The sequence below is a fragment of the Streptomyces tailanensis genome (assembly GCF_008386495.1).
GTDB classification, from domain to species: domain Bacteria; phylum Actinomycetota; class Actinomycetes; order Streptomycetales; family Streptomycetaceae; genus Streptomyces; species Streptomyces tailanensis.
Genome location: NZ_VTHJ01000060.1, coordinates 44,028 through 61,999, shown reverse-complemented (window position 1 = coordinate 61,999; position 17,972 = coordinate 44,028). Strand labels below are relative to the sequence as shown.

13 protein-coding genes and 1 pseudogene are annotated in these 17,972 nt (G+C 69.5%); 9 read left to right on the top strand and 5 right to left on the bottom strand.

Going from position 1 to position 17,972, the window contains the following annotated elements; genetic code table 11:
- Nucleotides 1-162 precede the first annotated feature (162 nt).
- Nucleotides 163-486 (top strand): annotated as a pseudogene (locus tag F3T56_RS48585) (transposase); the annotation flags it as partial.
- Between the two features lie 754 nt (nt 487-1,240).
- Nucleotides 1,241-1,780, top strand: coding sequence for a transposase (locus tag F3T56_RS48580; protein WP_342787030.1), 540 nt, complete (start codon nt 1,241-1,243; stop codon nt 1,778-1,780).
- A gap of 35 nt (nt 1,781-1,815) precedes the next feature.
- On the opposite strand, the gene hemE is transcribed toward F3T56_RS48580, so the two are convergent.
- On the bottom strand, nt 1,816-2,883 hold the full coding sequence (hemE, locus tag F3T56_RS36210) for a uroporphyrinogen decarboxylase (protein WP_149829596.1): 1,068 nt from the start codon (nt 2,881-2,883) through the stop codon (nt 1,816-1,818).
- Between the two features lie 197 nt (nt 2,884-3,080).
- Here hemE and F3T56_RS36205 point away from each other — a divergent pair, with 197 nt between their 5' ends.
- The 3 genes from F3T56_RS36205 (at nt 3,081) to F3T56_RS36195 (ending at nt 6,134) form a co-directional block, all read left to right on the top strand.
- A complete protein-coding gene (locus F3T56_RS36205; protein WP_149829595.1) occupies nt 3,081-3,752 on the top strand; it encodes a DUF3000 domain-containing protein in 672 nt (223 codons plus the stop codon).
- Nucleotides 3,753-4,046: 294 nt separating this feature from the next.
- A complete protein-coding gene (locus F3T56_RS36200) occupies nt 4,047-4,706 on the top strand; it encodes a helix-turn-helix transcriptional regulator (RefSeq protein ID WP_033529424.1) in 660 nt (219 codons plus the stop codon).
- Between the two features lie 132 nt (nt 4,707-4,838).
- Nucleotides 4,839-6,134 carry an HRDC domain-containing protein gene (locus F3T56_RS36195; protein WP_172639301.1) on the top strand — a complete coding sequence of 432 codons (1,296 nt, stop codon included), beginning with the start codon at nt 4,839-4,841 and terminating at the stop codon, nt 6,132-6,134.
- A 17-nt stretch (nt 6,135-6,151) separates the two neighbouring features.
- Here F3T56_RS36195 and F3T56_RS36190 read toward each other — a convergent pair whose 3' ends face one another.
- Genes F3T56_RS36190 through F3T56_RS36180 form a run of 3 tightly spaced genes read right to left on the bottom strand, consistent with a single transcriptional unit; the run spans nt 6,152 to nt 9,287 of the window.
- The gene (locus tag F3T56_RS36190) at nt 6,152-7,006 is read right to left on the bottom strand and encodes a carbohydrate ABC transporter permease (protein ID WP_149829594.1); all 855 of its coding nucleotides are present in this window, start codon (nt 7,004-7,006) and stop codon (nt 6,152-6,154) included.
- Nucleotides 7,003-7,947, bottom strand: coding sequence for a carbohydrate ABC transporter permease (locus tag F3T56_RS36185; RefSeq protein ID WP_149829593.1), 945 nt, complete (start codon nt 7,945-7,947; stop codon nt 7,003-7,005). Before F3T56_RS36185 ends, F3T56_RS36190 begins: the two co-directional genes overlap by 4 nt.
- Nucleotides 7,947-9,287, bottom strand: coding sequence for an ABC transporter substrate-binding protein (locus F3T56_RS36180; RefSeq protein ID WP_149829591.1), 1,341 nt, complete (start codon nt 9,285-9,287; stop codon nt 7,947-7,949). Before F3T56_RS36180 ends, F3T56_RS36185 begins: the two co-directional genes overlap by 1 nt.
- Before the next feature lie 159 nt (nt 9,288-9,446).
- Between F3T56_RS36180 and F3T56_RS36175 the strand changes: the two genes are divergently transcribed.
- The 4 genes from F3T56_RS36175 (at nt 9,447) to F3T56_RS36160 (ending at nt 16,491) form a co-directional block, all read left to right on the top strand.
- Complete coding sequence (locus F3T56_RS36175) at nt 9,447-11,849, top strand: glycoside hydrolase family 2 protein (RefSeq protein ID WP_149829590.1); 2,403 nt, start codon at nt 9,447-9,449, stop codon at nt 11,847-11,849.
- Nucleotides 11,846-12,871 carry a LacI family DNA-binding transcriptional regulator gene (locus tag F3T56_RS36170; RefSeq protein WP_149829589.1) on the top strand — a complete coding sequence of 342 codons (1,026 nt, stop codon included), beginning with the start codon at nt 11,846-11,848 and terminating at the stop codon, nt 12,869-12,871. Before F3T56_RS36175 ends, F3T56_RS36170 begins: the two co-directional genes overlap by 4 nt.
- Before the next feature lie 240 nt (nt 12,872-13,111).
- A complete protein-coding gene (locus F3T56_RS36165) occupies nt 13,112-14,356 on the top strand; it encodes a thiolase family protein (protein ID WP_149829588.1) in 1,245 nt (414 codons plus the stop codon).
- Nucleotides 14,353-16,491: a 3-hydroxyacyl-CoA dehydrogenase NAD-binding domain-containing protein gene (locus F3T56_RS36160; protein WP_149829587.1), complete on the top strand. Its 2,139-nt coding sequence runs from the start codon at nt 14,353-14,355 to the stop codon at nt 16,489-16,491. Before F3T56_RS36165 ends, F3T56_RS36160 begins: the two co-directional genes overlap by 4 nt.
- Before the next feature lie 75 nt (nt 16,492-16,566).
- Here the strand turns inward: F3T56_RS36160 and F3T56_RS36155 are convergent, their stop codons facing one another.
- Nucleotides 16,567-17,961, bottom strand: coding sequence for a hypothetical protein (locus F3T56_RS36155; RefSeq protein ID WP_149829586.1), 1,395 nt, complete (start codon nt 17,959-17,961; stop codon nt 16,567-16,569).
- Nucleotides 17,962-17,972: the final 11 nt, after the last annotated feature.

Genomic DNA, 17,972 nt, shown 5'->3' with positions numbered 1-17,972 from the left:
GCCGGGAAACCGGCATGCACGGTTCTGAGGGGGCCGGGGCCCGGCGACGGGCTCCGGCTACCCGACAAGCGCTCGGCGGTCAGGGCCGGCCGGTCTAGGTAACCACGGGTGACTCTGTCGGGGATCTTGAGGATCCCCGGCGGGGCAGCATGATCAACGGGCATGCTCGGCTCTGTTCAAGGACCGATGCAGTTGTCGAGGTGCCCGTTGTCGCTCCACGCCCGTTCTGGTGAGCAAGTCCCTTCTTTGACCGTGCAGGTGGCGCGGGCGAGCAACCCGGGCGGTACGACGGCGACGTGGGTGAGAGACCACCTGGGCGGGCTGTGGCGTGACGAGGACTTCGCCGACTGGTACCCGCGCGACGGCCGCCCGGGGCTCTCGCCCGCCCAGCTGGCCACCGTCTGTGTGCTGCAGTTCCTGCTCGGTCTGTCGGACCGGCAGGCGGCGGAGGCGGTTCGCTGCCGCATCGATTTCAAGTACGCGCTGGCCATGGAACTGGACGATCCCGGCTTCCACCACAGCGTGCTGGCCGACTTCCGCGAGCGTCTCGCCGAGGGCGGCCGAGCCGACCGTCTCCTCGACCTCGCACTCGCGCGCCTGAAGGAGGCCGGTCTCGTCCGCGAGCGCACCACCCAGCGCACGGACTCCACCCACGTCCTGGCCGCGGTGCGCGACCTGACCCGGCTGGAACTGGTCACCGAGGCCGTCCGCGCCGCGCTGGAAGAGCTGGCCGGCACAGCTCCGCGCCTGCTGGCCGGCCTGGTCGACGAGGAGTGGGGGCGCCGCTACGGCCGTCCGGTCCGTCTGGGCAAGAACCCCACCCGACCCAAGACCAGGATCCTTGCCACAGGCGGTGACGCCGTCCGGCTGCTGGAGCACGTCGGGGAGCATGGGGTGGATCGCCTGTCCGGTCCCCGGGTCCAGGCTCTGCGGCAGATTATGGTGCAGAACTACTACCGCGACGGGGCCAGCCGCCTGCGCCGGCGCACCGCCGAGGACGGCGGGCTGCCGCCCTCGGCCGTCGCAGTCGTCTCGCCCTACGACCCGACGGCCCGCTACGCGCGCCGCGGACATGTCACCCGTTGGAAAGGGTTCGTCGCGCATCTCACCGAGACCTGTGATCCTGACGGCGTCAACGTGATCACAGATGTGGCCACCACCGACGCCACCAGCTACGACGCGAAGGCTCTGCCCGGCATCCACACCCGGCTGAAGCACCGCGGGCTGCTGCCCGCCGAGCATCTGGTCGACGGCGGATACACCTCCCTGGTCCATCTGGAACAGGCAGTCCGCGATCACCAGGTCACGGTCACCGGACCGCTGCTGGTCAACTCCACCCGCCAGCACCGCAAGAACGACGGCTTCGGCCTTCACCAAGAGCCAGTGCCGTCCCTGCCCGGTCCGCACCCGCTGCACGACCACCACCGACAGCGCCCGAACCGTGGGGTTTCCCCCGCGAGAACTCCGTGACCTGCAACTCCGAGTCCGCGCCGAGCAACAGACACCCGAATGGCAGGCTCGCTATGCGGTCCGCTCTGGAGTGGAAGGCACCATCAACGAGCTCGCTCACGGACACGGCATGCGCCGCTGCCGCTACCGGGGACAGCAGAAAGCCCACCTACAGCACGTGTTCACAGCCATCGCCGCAAACATCGAGCGCCTCAGCCAACGGCCACCGACCGGAGAAGCACCTTCGTCCCGGCCGCCGACCGCCTTCCAGAACTTCCTGGACCAGCACGGGATCCCCCGGCCGAGGTCTTGGCGGTCCGCCAGAGACTGAGCAGACGACACCAAGATCCCCGACAGAGTCAGGATCTAGCGCGCGGTCTGTGTGTGGACGTACTCCACGAGGCGGGTCAGCGCGTCCGGGTCCGTGGAGGGCAGGACTCCGTGGCCGAGGTTGAAGACGTGGCCCTCCAGGCCGGCGGCCGAGTCGAGCACCTCGCGGGTCTTGGTCTCGACGGCCTCCGTGCCGGCGAACAGGACGGTCGGGTCGAGGTTGCCCTGGAGCGCCTTGCCGGGGCCGACGCGGCGGGCGGCCTCGTCGAGCGGGACGCGCCAGTCGACGCCGACGACGTCCGCGCCGGCCTCGCCCATGAGGCCCAGCAACTCGCCGGTGCCGACGCCGAAGTGGATGCGCGGGACGCCGTACCCGGCGACGGCGTCGAAGACCTTCGCGGAGGCGGGCAGCACCGAGCGGCGGTAGTCCGACGGGGCCAGCGCACCGGCCCAGGAGTCGAACAACTGGACGGCGCTGGCGCCCGCCTCGATCTGGACCTTGAGGAACACGGCCGTGATCTCGGCGAGGCGGTCGAGGAGGTCAGCCCAGAGCTCGGGGTCGCCGTACATCATCGCCTTGGCGTTCTCGTACGTGCGGGACGGGCCGCCCTCGACGAGGTAGCTGGCGAGGGTGAAGGGGGCGCCGGCGAAGCCGATGAGCGGGGTCTCGCCGAGCTCGGCGGTGAGCAGCTTGATCGCCTCGGTGACGTAGGAGACGTCCTCGGGAGTCAGGTCGCGCAGCTGGGCGAGGTCGGCGCGGGTGCGGATCGGGTTCTCGACCACCGGGCCGACACCGGGCTTGATGTCGAGGTCGATGCCGATGGCCTTGAGCGGGACCACGATGTCGCTGAAGTAGATCGCCGCGTCCACGTGGTGCCGGCGGACCGGCTGGAGGGTGATCTCCGTGACCAGCTCGGGCCGCATGCACGATTCCAGCATCGGGATGCCTTCGCGCACCTTCAGGTACTCCGGCAGCGACCGCCCGGCCTGCCGCATGAACCACACCGGGGTGTGCGGGACGGGCTCGCGCCTGCACGCCTTGAGGAAGGCGGAGTTGTACGTGGCGGTCGGCTGGTGGCCCGAGGGGCTGGCGTTGGCACTCACGAGGCAAAGTCTCCCACGCCCGCTTGACAGCGACGGCCGGGGTTGTGGACAACCAGAGACAGGCCGGGACCCCTATGCTTTCGGCCACCGCCCCCGGTGGCCGGCCCGGCCCCCGTTCGCTGAGCGCGATCCGACAGTGACCCAGCGCACGGGTGTCTTGCCCTGCGCCGAGGGCCAGTTCCCCTTAATGTTCCGGCATGGCTGCGGCTCAGGGACGACTGTCGGACGGCGCTGGCGGGATGGACGAGGCGAAGGAGGGGGAGCGCGATGCGTTGGAGACGGCTCCGTTGCCGTTCCGCTCCGCCGTCGACGCGCTGAGGGCCACCCGGCTGCGGCCGGAGATCGAGATCGACCCGACCAGGCCGCCCCAGCGACTCGCCCCGTACGCGTACGCGCTGGAGGCCGCGGTCGTCGAGGGCGACGAGGATCTGGCCGACGGCCGTCTCGTCCTGCTGTACGACCCGGCGGGCCACGACGCCTGGCAGGGCTCGTTCCGGCTGGTGACCCTGATCCGTGCCGAGCTGGAGCCCGAGATGGCCGCCGATCCGCTGCTCCCCGAGGTCTGCTGGTCCTGGCTGACCGGCGCGCTGCAGTCCCGCGGGCTGTCGTACGGCGAACCGAGCGGCACGGTGACGCGAGCGAGTTCGCACTACTTCGGCGGTCTGTCCACGCGCCCGGCCGCCTCCCAGATCGAGATCCGGGCCTCCTGGACGCCCCGGGAGGTCCTGGGCGGCGTCCCCGACACCGCCGCGCATCTCGCGTCCTGGTGCGACCTGCTCGCCCAGATCGCGGGGCTGCCGCCGGCCGTCGATCCCGGGGACGCCGCGGTGGTGACGCTGCCGCAGCGGCGGGGGCCGCAGCCCCGCTGAGATCCCCCGCCCCTGCGGGCCGCGCTCCATGAGCACGGCCCTTCTTCGTGTACGCCGCCACGCCGTCCGTGCTGCCACGCCCGAACGAAACCATCTCTTTGTCGATACGGCCACTTTCGGCCGCGTATCGACGTGAAACGGCACCGTTCGATCTTCGAATGATCGAAGGCGTGTCCGAATTGCCCGGATTGTTACTCACTAAATCGTGATCATTCTCTAAAGGAGCACGGGTTTGATGCCGAAGATCTCTGTGACCTTGAAACCGCCCCCCATGTCCCGCACCCAGGAGGCCTGGTGTCCGTTCTCCTCGAGCAGCCCGCAAGCCTGGTCGCCTACCGTCCGAACAAGCCGACCGCGATGGTGGTGGTGGCCGATCCGCGCGTCCGGTCGACCGTCACCCGTCACCTGTGGGCTCTCGGTGTACGCGACGTCATCGAGGCCTCGTCCATCGCGGAGGCGCGTCCCCGCGTCGGCAACCCCCGCGACATCTGCGTCGCGGATGTCCACCTGCCGGACGGCTCCGGCCTGACCCTTCTCTCCGAGACCCGCGCGGCGGGGTGGCCCAACGGCCTCGCCCTCTCCGCCGCCGACGACATCGGCGCCGTACGCAACGCCCTCGCGGGCGGTGTGAAGGGATACGTCGTCACCGGCACCCGTACCAACATCGGACTGCCCACCCGCCCCGGCGCCGCCCCCATCGGCTCCGCCGCCCGTATGCACCGCCGCCCCCCGGGTGCCCCGAGCCACCCGGGCGGCTACCGGGAGCTGTCGGGCCGCGAGGTCGAGGTGCTGCGCCTGGTCGCGGAGGGGCAGTCGAACAAGGCGATCGGCGTCTCGATGGGCCTGTCCGCGCTCACCGTCAAGAGCCACCTCGCCCGCATCGCCCGCAAGCTCGGCACCGGTGACCGCGCCGGAATGGTGGCGGTGGCCCTGCGTACCGGGATCATCCACTGATGTTCTGCACCTTCCGGTTCGCCGGGAACATTCACTGACACGTGTGACACATGACCGGTTTACGACCCCTGAAGGCCCGTCGACGGAACGTTCCGTCGACGGGCCTTGTCCATACACAGATACCCTTGACAGGTGACCGACGCCCAAGAGACCGCAGCAGACAGCACCCTGCGAACCACCGGAGGCGCCCCTCCGGACGACGGCGGATCTTCTGAAGCGGGGGCGCCGATCCCTTTGCTGGAGCCCCGAGACGGCATTCCGCCCGTGATCGCCGACGAGTCCTCGCTCGCCGAGGTGATCGCCGCCTTCGCCGCCGGCTCCGGCCCCGTCGCCGTGGACGCCGAACGCGCGTCCGGGTACCGCTACGGCCAGCGCGCCTATCTCGTGCAGCTGCGCCGCGAGGGCGCGGGCACCGCCCTCATCGACCCCGTCGCCTGCCCCGACCTCTCCGGTCTCGGCGAGGCGCTCTCCGAGGTGGAGTGGGTGCTCCACGCCGCCACCCAGGACCTGCCCTGTCTGCGCGAGATAGACATGGTCCCGACCCGGATCTTCGACACCGAGCTGGCCGGACGGCTCGCCGGTTTCCCCCGCGTCGGCCTCGGCGCGATGGTCGAGAGCGTCCTCGGCTACGTCCTGGAGAAGGGCCACTCCGCCGTCGACTGGTCGACCCGCCCCCTGCCCGAGCCGTGGCTGCGCTACGCCGCCCTCGACGTGGAACTCCTCGTCGATCTGCGCGACGCCCTGGAGAAGGAGCTGGACCGGCAGGGCAAGCTCGAATGGGCCCGGCAGGAGTTCGACGCGATCGCGACCGCGCCGCCCGCCGAGCCCCGCAAGGATCCCTGGCGTCGCACGTCCGGGATGCACAAGGTACGGCGCCGGCGGCAGATGGCGGTCGTACGGGAGCTGTGGGAGGCGCGGGACCGGATCGCGCAGCGGCGGGACGTGTCGCCGGGCAAGGTGCTCGGTGACGCGGCGGTCGTGGAGGCGGCACTGGCGCTGCCGGGCAACGTGCACGCGCTGGCCGCGTTGAACGGGTTCGGGCATCGGATGGGGCGGCGGCAGCTGGAGCAGTGGCAGGCCGCGGTGGACCGGGCGAAGGCGCTGCCCGACTCCGCGCTTCCCGCGCATGGGCAGCCCGTGACGGGCCCGCCTCCGCCGAAGGCCTGGGCCGACAAGGACCCGGCCGCCGCGGCTCGGCTGTCGGCGGCTCGGGCCGGGGTGTCGGCGCTGGCCGAGCAGTTGAGCATGCCGCAGGAGAACCTGATCACGCCGGACACCGTGCGGCGGGTGTGCTGGGAGCCGCCGGGCACGATCGACGCCGAGGCGGTGTCCAAGGCTCTGGTCGGGCATGGGGCTCGGGCCTGGCAGGTCGAGCTGGTCACGCCGGTGCTGGTGGGGGCGCTGACGGTGGTGGCGAAGAACGCCTGATCGGGCGTGGACGAGCCCTACTTCGTCGCTCCCCTCGTGAAGCCGTTGTAGATGAACCTCTGCAGGGCCAGGAACACGATCAGGGTCGGCAGGATCACCAGGACCGCTCCTGCCGAGATCGTTTCCCAGTGGGCGCCGAAGGGGCCCTTGAAGCGGAAGAGGGATGTGGAGATCACGCCGCGGTCGTCGGAGGGCATGTAGAGGAAGGGGATGTAGAAGTCGTTGTAGACGGTGATCCCCTTCACGATGACGACCGTGGCGATCGCGGGTTTCAGGAGCGGGAAGATGATCTTCCGGTAGATCGTGAAGGTGTTGGCGCCGTCGAGGCGGGCGGACTCGTCGAGAGAGATCGGGATCGACCGTACGAACTGCAGGAAGATGTAGATCGAGACGATGTCGGTGCCCATGTAGAGGGCGATCGGGGCCCAGAGGGTGTCGAACATGCCGAAGCTGTCGACGATCTGGAAGGTCGCGACCTGGGTGGTGACGCCGGGGACGAGGGTGGCGACCAGGAAGAGTGCCACGACCAGCTTGCGGAAGCGGAACGTGAAGCGGTCGATGGCGTAGGCCGCCATCGAGCCGATGAGGACCGTTCCGGTGATGGCGAAGAAGAGGATGAAGGCCGTGTTGCCGAAGGCGGCGAGCATCTCGCCGTCCTGGAACGCCGTCACGTAGTTCTCGAAGTTCAGGAGATTGCCCGGCAGCGTGAGCGCGCCGCTGTCGTCCGCCATCTGCCGTTCGGTCTTGAGCGAGGTCAGCAGGACCACCAGGAGGGGCAGCAGGACGACCACGGACGCCAGCACCAGGGACACGTACGTGAGCGTCCGGGCGACTCGGCGGCGTATGACCGGCGTGGAGAGCGCGAGCGTCATGTGAGGTCCACCTTGTCGTCCGGTACGAGGCGGCGCTGCACCCAGGTCACCGCGAGGATGATCAGCAGCAGGACGACCGCGGCGGCCGAGGCGAGGCCCGTCTTGTTGAAGCGGAAGGCCAGGTCGACGGTCTGGATCACGAAGGTCTCGGTGCCGGTGGCGCCGCCGGTCATGATGTACGGGATCTCGAAGACCGACAGGGAGCCGGAGATCGAGAGGATCACGCTCAGGCTCAGGACCGGTTTGATGCCGGGGGCGATGATGTAGCGGAACTGGTGCCAGCGGTTCGCGCCGTCGAGTTCCGCGGCCTCGTACAATTCCCCCGGGATCGACTGGATCGCGCCCAGGAACAGGACGAAGTTCAGGCCCATGTAGCGCCAGACGGAGACACCGGCCAGGGAGATGTTCGCCGAGGTGGAGGTTCCGAGCCAGGCGCGGTCGGACTCGTACCCGAAGAGGGCGAGGACCGAGTCGAGGGTGCCGCCGTCCTGGAAGAAGTAGAGGAAGACGAAGCCGATCGCCACGCCGTTGATCAGGTACGGGAAGAACAGGACGCCCTTGAAGAAGTTCCGGAAGCGGATGTTGAAGCTGAGGATCGTCGCGAAGTAGAGGGCGGCGGCGATCTGGACGGCGGAGGCGGCCAGGTAGTAGGCGCTGACGAAGAAGACCCGGAACAGCTCGGGGCGGGTGAAGATCTCGACGTAGTTGTCGGCGCCGGTGTAGTTCAGCTCGGGGCCGACGCCGTCCCAGTCGGTGAAGCTGTACGCCAGCATGTTGGCGACCGGCGCGTAGGTGAAGACGATCAGGAGGGCGAGCGGGGCGGCCAGGAAGAGCCAGGGGGTGGCCATCCCCCGGAGGCGCACCCGGCGAGGGGCGCGCGTCCGGGGAGACGGTGGCGCGACCACCGCAGGCCGCGCCACCTTCTCGGTCGTCTGAGGCATCAGGACCCCACGGTCTTCTGGGCCTCTGTCCAGCGCTTGCCGAGGTCGTCGAGGAAGTCGTCGACGTCGCCGTCCTTGGCGCCGCGGGCGAGGTCGACGAGGTCCTGGCGGTACTCGGGCGCGTAGATGCCGACCTCCGAGGCACTGTCGATGTCCTTGACCGCTCCGCCCTTGGCGTCGTCGAGTTCGATGAGCTCGACGCCCTGCTCCTCGTACGGCTTCAGCACCTCGGGCAGCGGGGCGTCCTTGAGCGTGGAAATCGAGAGGTTGTCCGCCGCGTAGCCCGACTTGTCGGTGAACCAGTCGATCCAGGCGCGGGCCGCCTCCTTGTGTTCGGAGTGGATGTTGACGGCCTGGTTGTAGTCGGGGGTGGCCGTCGCGCAGGCCTTGCCGTCAACGCGGGCGGGGAACGGCATGAACCCGATGTCGTCGGGGTCGGCGCCGGCCTTCTGCGCCGCCTGCCGGAACTGGATGACCGCCCAGCTGCCGAGCCAGGCCGTGGCGATCTCGCCCTTCGCCAACTGGGGCTTGGAGCCCTCCCAGTTGGTGGTCGCCGGGTCCTTCTCGATCAGGCCCTGGTTCACTATGTCGTACAACAGCCGGTCGCCGACGCGCAGTTCGCCATCCTCGCCCCACGGGTTGCCCTCGGCCAGCTTGGCGGTGGCTCCGGTGTCGCAGCTGACCGAGCCGTTGATGTACGTCCACTGGGTCAGCGGCCACTGGGCCGCGAAGTTGGTGTAGTACGGGATGGCGTCGGTCTTGGACTTGATGGCCTTCAGCGCGGTGAGGAATTCCTCGGAGGTGGTGGGCCAGGCGGTGACGCCGGCCTCGGCCCAGATCCGCTTGTTGTAGAGGAAGCCGGGGGTCGCGCCCATCGGGCTCTGGCCGTAGACCTTGCCGTCGACCGTGGTGAAGTCGGTGAAGCGGTACTTCTTGCTGAGCTCCTGCTGGGTGCCCAGCGAGGCGAAGAACTTGGGGTAGTCGTTCTTCTTGATGACGCTCGGGATCATGAGGACATCGCCGTAGTTCTCCGTGTTCATACGGATCTTGACTTCTTCCTCGTAGTCCGTGATCGCGTCGAACTTCACCTTCACCTTCGGATAGGTCTTGCCGAACGTGTCCGCGTACTTCTTCATCGTGCCGTCCTGCACCAGATCCGTCCGGTGGGTGAGGACCGTGATGCTTCCGGACACCTGTGACGGATCGTCGGCCGCCTTGGCGTCGGCGCCCTTCGAACTTGCCCCGCTGCCTGTGCAGCCCGCGGCGAGGAGTGCGGCGGCGAGCAGTGTTCCGGTGCGTGCGAGTGTCCTTCGGTTCCTGAGGTTCCTTCGGTGGTTCATGTGCACCAGCTCCGTTCGGGACGGACGAGCACGAGTGGGTTGGCTGGTTCGGCACTCTGGCAGCCCGTCACTGAACCGGTAAAGTCCCTATTTCGCCAAGGCTGTCGAAAGATTTCGCGATACCGCTGACTCATGGACTGGACCGGTTTAGGAGTGCGCATGCTGGAGGCCACACCGCTCACCGAGGGCTGGATCCTGCGACACGAGGGACGTTCGCTGCCCGCCTCGGTGCCCGGGTGCGTCCACACCGATCTGCTGGCGGCGGGGCTGATCCCGGATCCCTTCCTCGAGCGGAACGAGACCGAGGTGGCGTGGGTGGGGCGCCGGGAGTGGACGTACGAGGTCGGTCTGCCCGGCTCCGGGACGGTCGGCCACGACCAGACCGACCTGGTCTTCGACGGGCTCGACACCGCCGCCGAGATCCGGCTCGACGGCCGGCTCCTGGGCTCCGTACGGAACATGCACCGCTCGTACCGCTTCGACATCACCGGGATGAGCGGCCGGCTCTCGGTGCGGTTCGCCTCCGCGTACGCCGAGGCGGAAGCGGTGCGTGAGCGGGTCGGGGACCGGCCGGGCGCCTATCCCGAGCCCTTCCAGTTCATCCGCAAGATGGCCTGCTCCTTCGGGTGGGACTGGGGGCCGACGCTCGTGACCGCCGGTGTCTGGCGGCCGGTACGGCTGGAGCGCTGGTCGACCGCGCGTATCGCCCGCGCACGGCCGGTGGTGACGGTCGACGGTACGACGGGGCGGGTGGAGCTGCTCGTCGACGTGGAGCGGGCGGCCGTCGAGGCGGGGCTGCGGCTGGAGGCCCGGGTGGGCGGCGTCGACGTCCGGGCGGTCGCCGAGGTCGAGGGCACGGGCGGGGTCGTACGGCTCGACGTGCCCGACGTGGAGCTGTGGTGGCCGCGCGGGTACGGCGAACAGCCGTTGTACGACGTCGAGTTGACCCTGTACGACGACGGCCGGGACCGGGCGCTGGATGTGTGGCGGCGGCGGGTCGGGTTCCGGGGCGTGGAACTGGACCGGCGTGCCGATGAGCACGGCACCGGGTTCACCTTCGTCGTCAACGGCGAGCGGCTGTTCGCGCGCGGGGTGAACTGGGTCCCGGACGACGTCTTCCCCTCCAGGATCACGCGTGAGCGCTACCGGGAGCGGCTGCGGCAGGCTGCCGACGTCGGTGTGGATCTGGTGCGCGTCTGGGGTGGCGGTATCTACGAGAGCGAGGACTTCTACGACGCCTGCGACGAGCTGGGGCTGCTGGTCTGGCAGGACTTCCCGTTCGCGTGCGCGGCCTACCCGGAGGAGCAGCCGCTGCGGGGCGAGGTGGAGGCCGAGGCCCGGGAGAACGTCGTACGGCTGATGCCTCATCCCTCGCTGGTGCTGTGGAACGGCAACAACGAGAACCTGTGGGGATTCCGGGACTGGGAGTGGGAGGAGCGGCTCGCCGGGGACTCGTGGGGCGAGGGGTACTACCTGGGCGTACTGCCGCGTGTTGTCGCGGAGTTGGACCCTACGCGGCCGTACACGGCGGGCAGTCCGTGGTCGGGGTCGTGGGAGCGGCACCCGAACGATCCGGCGCACGGCACCCACCACTCCTGGGAGGTGTGGAACCGGGAGGACTACTCCGAGTACCGGGCGAACGTCCCGCGGTTCGTCGCCGAGTTCGGGTGGCAGGCGCCGCCGGCGTACGCGACGCTGCGGCGGGCGCTGGGCGAGGGCGAGTTGTCGGCCGACTCGCCCGGGATGCTGCATCACCAGAAGGCGGAGGACGGGAACGGGAAGCTGGAGCGGGGGCTCGCGCGGCATTTCGTCGTGCCCGACGGCGACTTCGACCGCTGGCACTATCTGATGCAGCTCAACCAGGCGAGGGCCGTCGCCACCGGAATCGAGTACTGGCGGTCGCTGTGGCCCGTGTGCGCGGGCACGGTGGTGTGGCAGCTCAACGACTGCTGGCCGGTGACGTCGTGGGCGGCGATCGACGGGGACGGTCGGGAGAAGCCGCTGTGGCATGAGCTGCGGCGCGTGTACGCGGATCGGTTGCTGACGCTTCAAGTGCGGGGCGGGGAGCTGGTGTCGGCGGTCGTCAACCATGCGCGGGATGCGTGGGCGGCGGGGGTGCGGTTGCGGCGGATGTCCGTGGAGGGGGATGTGATCGCCGCTGTGGAGCTGGACGCCACGGCTGCCGCGCGTACGGTCGCCGAGGTGCGGGTGCCGCGTGAGCTGGAGCCCGTCGGGGCGAAGGAGTTCCTGGTAGCGGACGCGGACGGGGTGCGGGCGCTGCACTTTCCGGCGCCGGATCGTGAAGTGCCGTATTTGCGGCCGGAGTTCGAGGTCGAGGTCGAGGTCGGTCCGGGGGCGGTGACCGTGATCGTGACCGCCCGGACGCTCGTACGGGATCTGCTGTTGCAGGCGGACCGGCTGGCGCCGGCTGCTCGGGCCGACACCGGGCTGGTCACGCTGTTGCCCGGGGAGCGGGTCACCATCGGGGTACGCGGGTGGGAGGGCGTTCCTGACGTGGATGCCGTGCGAGAGGCGCTGTATTGCGTGGAGCCGGGGCGATGAGTACGCCGCCGACTCCGCGCGTGACCATCAAGGACGTCGCCGCCCGTGCGGGGGTGTCCAAGGGGGCGGTGTCCCTCGCGTTCAACCGGAAGCCGGGGCTGTCCGACGCCACGCGGGACCGGATCTTCGCGGCGGCACGGGAGCTCGGGTGGGCACCGAATCTGGCGGCGCGGTCGTTGTCGAGTCAGCGGGTGGATGTCGTGGGGCTGGCGATCTGCCGGCCGGCGAAGCTGCTGGGGCTTGAGCCGTTCTACATGGAGTTCATCTCCGGGGTGGAGAGCGTGCTGACCGAGCGGTCCTGTTCGCTGCTGCTGCGCTTGGTGCGGAATCTGGAGGAGGAGGTGGGGCTTCAGGACGCGTGGTGGCGGGGGCGGCAGGTGAGTGGGTCGATCCTCGTCGACTTCCGCGCGGATGATCCCCGGGTGGGGGCCGTGGAGCGGCTGGGGATGCCGGTGGTGGCCGTCGGGCATCCATCGCTGACCGGGGGGCTCACGTCGGTGTGGACGGATGACGCCACCGCCGTGACGGAGGCGGTGCGGTATCTGGCGGCGCTGGGGCATCGGCGGATCGCGCGGGTGGGGGGTGCGGCGGCGTTGGGGCATACGGCGATTCGGACGGCGGCGTTCGACGAGACGGCCGGGGCTCTGGGGCTGGCCGGGGCTTGGCAGGTGGCGACCGATTTCTCGGGGGAGGCGGGGGCTCGGGCGACGCGGTCACTGTTGACCGGGGCCGATCGGCCTACGGCGATCTTGTACGACAACGACATCATGGCGGTGGCGGGGTTGTCGGTGGCCGCGGAGATGGGGTTGCGGGTGCCGGACGATGTGTCGTTGCTGGCGTGGGACGACTCGCAGCTCTGTCGGCTGACGCGGCCGACGCTTTCCGCGATGAGTCATGACGTACATGGGTTCGGGGCGGAGGTCGCGCGGACGTTGTTCGGGGTGATCGCCGGGGACGGGGAGTCGCATCCGGTGGCTACGCCTGTGTTGGTGCCTCGGGGGTCCACGGCGCCTCCCCCCTGAGGGCCGTACGGGGCTGCCGGTGTGTTTGGGCTGGGCGCGCCCACGCGGCGGAGCCGCATGTCAAACACAGCGCCGCGCCCCTAGGATGGTGCACGTAACCGGCGGTAACACATGGAGCCCATGTGACGTTCACCGCTCCGCTTCCCAGGACTGTGCAGTCCTGTTACTCACAAGTAGCATGGGGCTGAGCGCGCGCTCAGCGCATCGTGCAGATCCCGCACCCCCTGGAGGAGAGCCATCGTGCCTCGTACCGTCAGGGACGTCGTCTTCGTCGACGGCGTCCGCACCCCGTTCGGCAAGGCGGGCCCGAAGGGCATCTACCACGAGACCCGCGCCGACGACCTCGTCGTGAAGGCGATCCGGGAGCTGCTGCGCCGCAACCCCGGTCTCGACCCGAAGAAGGTGGACGAGGTCGCCATCGCCGCGACCACGCAGATCGGTGACCAGGGGCTCACCCTCGGTCGTACGGCCGGCATCCTGGCCGGGCTGCCGCAGTCGGTGCCCGGTTACTCGATCGACCGTATGTGTGCCGGTGCGCTGACCGCCGTTACCACCACCGCCGGTTCCATCGCCTTCGGCGCCTACGACGCCGTCATCGCCGGTGGTGTCGAGCACATGGGCCGCCACCCGATGGGCGAGGGCGTGGACCCGAACCCGCGGTTCGTGAGCGAGAAGCTGGTCGACGAGTCGGCCCTTTTCATGGGCATGACCGCCGAGAACCTGCACGACCGCTACCCGACGATCACCAAGCGGCGCGCCGACGAGTACGCCGTGCGCTCGCAGGAGAAGGCCGCCAAGGCGTACGCCAACGGCAAGATCCAGCAGGACCTGGTGCCGATCTCGGTGCGCCGCACCGCTGCAGTCGATAGCGGCTCCGCCGCGGGGTCGGCCGGTGAGACCGGGTGGGGTCTGGTCACCGCCGACGAGCCGATGCGGCCGGGGACCACCCTGGAGAACCTCTCCGGGCTCAAGACTCCGTTCCGTGTGCACGGGCGGGTCACCGCCGGTAACGCGGCCGGTCTGAACGACGGTGCCACCGCGTCGATCATCGCGAGCGAGGACTTCGCCCGCGAGAACGACCTGCCGGTCAAGATGCGCCTCGTGTCGTACGCCTTCGCGGGCGTCGAGCCGGAGGTCATGGGATACGGGCCCATCCCGGCGACGGAGAAGGCCCTCGCCAAAGCCGGCCTGTCGATCGAGGACATCAACCTCTTCGAGATCAACGAGGCCTTCGCCGTCCAGGTCCTGGCCTTCCTGGAGCACTATGGCATCGCCGACGACGACGCGCGCGTCAACCAGTACGGCGGCGCCATCGCCTTCGGCCACCCGCTGGCCTCCTCCGGTGTCCGGCTGATGACGCAGCTGGCCCGTCAGTTCGAGGAGCAGCCGCACGTCCGCTACGGCCTGACCACCATGTGCGTCGGCTTCGGCATGGGCGCGACGGTCATCTGGGAGAACCCGCACTTCGACGGAGGCAACAAGTGAGCACCACCGCTGAACTCCTGAAGGGCGCGGCCGAGCTGTTCCCCGACGAGGTCGTGACGTCCGCGCACGTACGCCACCTCGACCTGCCGTACGGCGCCGGGCGCTTCGCCCTGATCACGCTGGACAACGGCTTCGACCACACCAAGCCGACCACCTTCGGCCCGGCGTCGCTGGCGAACCTGAACACCGCCATCGACCAGGTCGAGCAGGAGGCCGCGGCCGGCGAGATCGTCGGTGTCGGTGTCACCGGCAAGCCGTTCATCTTCGCCGTCGGCGCCGACCTCAAGGGCGTCGAGCTGCTCAAGGAGCACGAGCACGCGCTGGCCATCGGCAAGGGCGGCCACGAGGTCTTCAAGCGGTTGGCCGCCCTCGCGGTCCCGACCTTCGCGTACTACAACGGTGCCGCGATGGGCGGCGGTGTCGAGGTCGGTCTGCACTGCTCCTACCGGACCGTGTCGAAGGCGCTGCCCGCCTTCTCCCTGCCCGAGGTCTTCCTCGGTCTGGTCCCCGGCTGGGGCGGCTGCACGCTGCTGCCGAACCTGATCGGCGCCGACAAGGCCGTCACGGTCATCGTCGAGAACTCGCTCAACCAGAACAAGCAGCTGGGGGGTCAGCAGGTCTTCGAGCTCGGCATCGCGGACGCGATCTTCGAGGGCGCGGACTTCCTGGAGCAGTCGCTGATCTGGACGGCGAACGTCCTCAAGGGTGACGTCGAGGTCGAGCGTCCGGTCATCGACCGCGGCGAGGCCTGGGACCAGGCCGTCGCGCGCGGCCGGTTCATCGCGGACGGCAAGGTGCACGGGGCGGCCCCGGCCGCGTACCGCGCGCTGGACATCATCGCCGCCGCGAAGAACGGCGACCTCCAGCAGGGCTACGACGCCGAGGACGTGGCCCTCGCCGACCTGATCATGGGGGGCGAGCTGCGCGCCGGCATCTACGCCTTCAACCTGGTGCAGAAGCGCGGCAAGCGCCCGGCGGGTGCGCCGGACAAGAACCTGGCGCGTCCGGTCACCAAGGTGGGCGTGGTCGGCGCGGGCCTGATGGCCTCGCAGCTGGCTCTGCTCTTCCTGCGCCGTCTTGAGGTGCCGGTCGTGCTGACCGACATCGACCAGGAGCGCGTCGACAAGGGTGTGGGCTACGTCCACGCCGAGATCGACAAGCTGCTCGGCAAGGGCCGTATCAACCAGGACAAGGCCAACCGCCTGAAGGCCCTGGTCACGGGTGTCCTGGACAAGGCCGAGGGCTTCGCGGACGCGGACTTCGTCATCGAGGCCGTGTTCGAGGAGATCGGCGTCAAGCAGCAGGTGTTCGCGGAGGTCGAGGCGGTAGCCCCGGCGCACGCGATCCTCGCCACCAACACCTCGTCCCTCTCGGTGACCGAGATGGCGTCGAAGCTGAAGAACCCCGAGCGGGTCGTGGGCTTCCACTTCTTCAACCCGGTCGCGATCCTGCCGCTGCTTGAGATCGTCCGCGGCGAGGCGACGGATGATGCTTCTCTCGCCACGGCCTTCGCCGTCGCCAAGAAGCTGAAGAAGACCGCGGTCCTGGTGAAGGACGCCCCGGCGTTCGTCGTGAACCGCATCCTCACCCGCTTCATGGGCGAGATCCAGAACGTCATCGACGAGGGCACGCCGGTCGACGTGGCGGAGAAGGCGGTCGAGCCGCTGGGTCTGCCGATGTCGCCGCTGGTCCTCCTTGAGCTGGTCGGCCCCGCCATCGGTCTGCACGTCTCCGAGACCCTCAACGGCGCCTTCCCGGACCGCTTCAAGGTCTCCCCCAACCTCAAGGCCGTCGTCGAGGCCGGCAAGCGCGGCTTCTACGTCTACTCCGCAGAGAACGGCTTCAAGCCGGAGCTGGACCCCGAGGTCGCCGCGCTCCTCAAGCAGGGCGATGTCGTCCTGACCGAGGAGCAGGTACGGGCCCGCGTCCTCGACGCCGTCGCCCAGGAGATCAGGCTCATGCTCGACGAAGGCGTCGTCGCCGAGGCGCAGGACATCGACCTCTGCCTGATCACCGGCGCCGGCTGGCCCTTCCACCTGGGCGGCATCACGCCGTACCTGGACCGCGAGGGCGTCAGCGAGCGGGTGAACGGCAAGAAGTTCCTGGAGCCGGGCGTGGCTTCGGTTCCCGCGTAATGGTCGTACGGGCCGTACAGACCTGAAGAGGGCCTCCGCTTCGGCGGAGGCCCTCTTTCATGCGTCTGATGGGGTCTACCAACGGCCCCCGAACGGCAGGTGGTCGCACTTGTCCGAGCACGGCTCGCGGGAGGCCAGGGCCGAGCGGCTGATCCAGTTGTCCTCGGGGATGCCGTGGACCCGGATGGTGTGCTGCGCGGGCGCGGAGTGGATCGCGCTGAAGACGGCCACGAACTCCAGGACGTGCGTGCCGGGCCTCCAGTCGTGGGGATGGGTCACCTTCCAGGTGCCGTCCTTCTCGACCGGAGCGATGGCGATCATCCGTCCGTTCTCCAGCACCGCCACCTTGGAGACGCCCGGCTCGACCGTGCCCGAAAAGCGCGGCCGGGGCCCGGTCCACGCGCCTTCGCGGGGGCCGGTGACGACCGGTGGCTCCACCCAGTCCCTGACCGTGAAGGCCAGCTCGGCGACGGGGGTCACGCCCTGCTCGGTGAAGCCGACGGCGTGCACGAGGTGCGGTCCGCCGGGCCAGTTGAGCACCCGGCGCCAGGCCCAGGTGCCGCTGTCGCTCACCCGGGTGCCGCCCAGGTACATACCGTTCTCGAAGAAGAGCACGTACGTCGTGCCGGGCGCGACCGTGCCCGTGAACTTCTGCATGGCGCCGACGATCGCCCCGGAGGCGGGGGCCTTGAACCCGGGGGCGGCGCCGACCCGGAACTCCTCGTGGAGGGCGAACTCGGGCTTGTCGACGGTGAACTCGTCCAACGGGGGCGGGAACTCCGGCCCGACGGCCAAGGACTGCGGGTCGATGAACCCCTGCGGTATCCCCGTCGCACCCGCCAGTGCCCCGGCGACCAGCCGGGCCACCTCGCGTGCACCCACCTCGTTGAAGTGGGAGGCGTCGATGACGCCCTCAGGGAGGTTGGGGTGCTCCCCCGGGTCCAGCCAGCGGAAGTAGCGGCGGGCGTACTGCGGGCCGAGGTCCTGGACCAGTCGCAGGGTGAGTTCGTGGAGGTCGATCAGGGGTGTGCCCGTCTCGGCGGCCACCTCGCGGACGAGCTGGGGGTAGCCGTCGCCGGTGTCCATGACATGGCCGGTGGGAAGGAAGGAGCACCGGGCGGTCTGGGTGACCAGGACGGGTGTCGCGCCCTCGCCGCGCACGCCCTGCACGTACAGGTGCAGGAACTCCTTGAACTCGCGCGGCCCGTGGTAGCGCTGCGGGTTGTCGACGCGCTGTTCGACCAGACCCCAGTTGAACAGCACGAGGTCGCCGGGCTCGATCAGGTTGAGCAGCGATACGAAGCGCTCGGTGAAGTAGCCGCGGGCCGTCATGGCGTCACGGGCGTAGTTGCGCACCTCGTGGTACGGGGTCAGGAACTCCTGGAGGTACTGGCCCCACCCGGCGAGCGGTGCTTCCTCCGGGGTGCGCGGAGCCGCGACGGAGTTCCCGACGATGCAGACCTTGCTCATGCTCTCTCCGT

What these genes read in the sequence shown, in the direction of transcription:
- F3T56_RS36185 (WP_149829593.1), bottom strand. Translation starts at nt 7,947, where the DNA reads ATGCCTCAGACGACCGAGAAGGTGGCGCGGCCTGCGGTGGTCGCGCCA.
- F3T56_RS36180 (WP_149829591.1), bottom strand. Translation starts at nt 9,287, where the DNA reads ATGAACCACCGAAGGAACCTCAGGAACCGAAGGACACTCGCACGCACC.
- F3T56_RS36205 (WP_149829595.1), top strand. Translation starts at nt 3,081, where the DNA reads ATGGCTGCGGCTCAGGGACGACTGTCGGACGGCGCTGGCGGGATGGAC.
- F3T56_RS36190 (WP_149829594.1), bottom strand. Translation starts at nt 7,006, where the DNA reads ATGACGCTCGCGCTCTCCACGCCGGTCATACGCCGCCGAGTCGCCCGG.
- F3T56_RS36175 (WP_149829590.1), top strand. Translation starts at nt 9,447, where the DNA reads ATGCTGGAGGCCACACCGCTCACCGAGGGCTGGATCCTGCGACACGAG.
- F3T56_RS36155 (WP_149829586.1), bottom strand. Translation starts at nt 17,961, where the DNA reads ATGAGCAAGGTCTGCATCGTCGGGAACTCCGTCGCGGCTCCGCGCACC.
- F3T56_RS36170 (WP_149829589.1), top strand. Translation starts at nt 11,846, where the DNA reads ATGAGTACGCCGCCGACTCCGCGCGTGACCATCAAGGACGTCGCCGCC.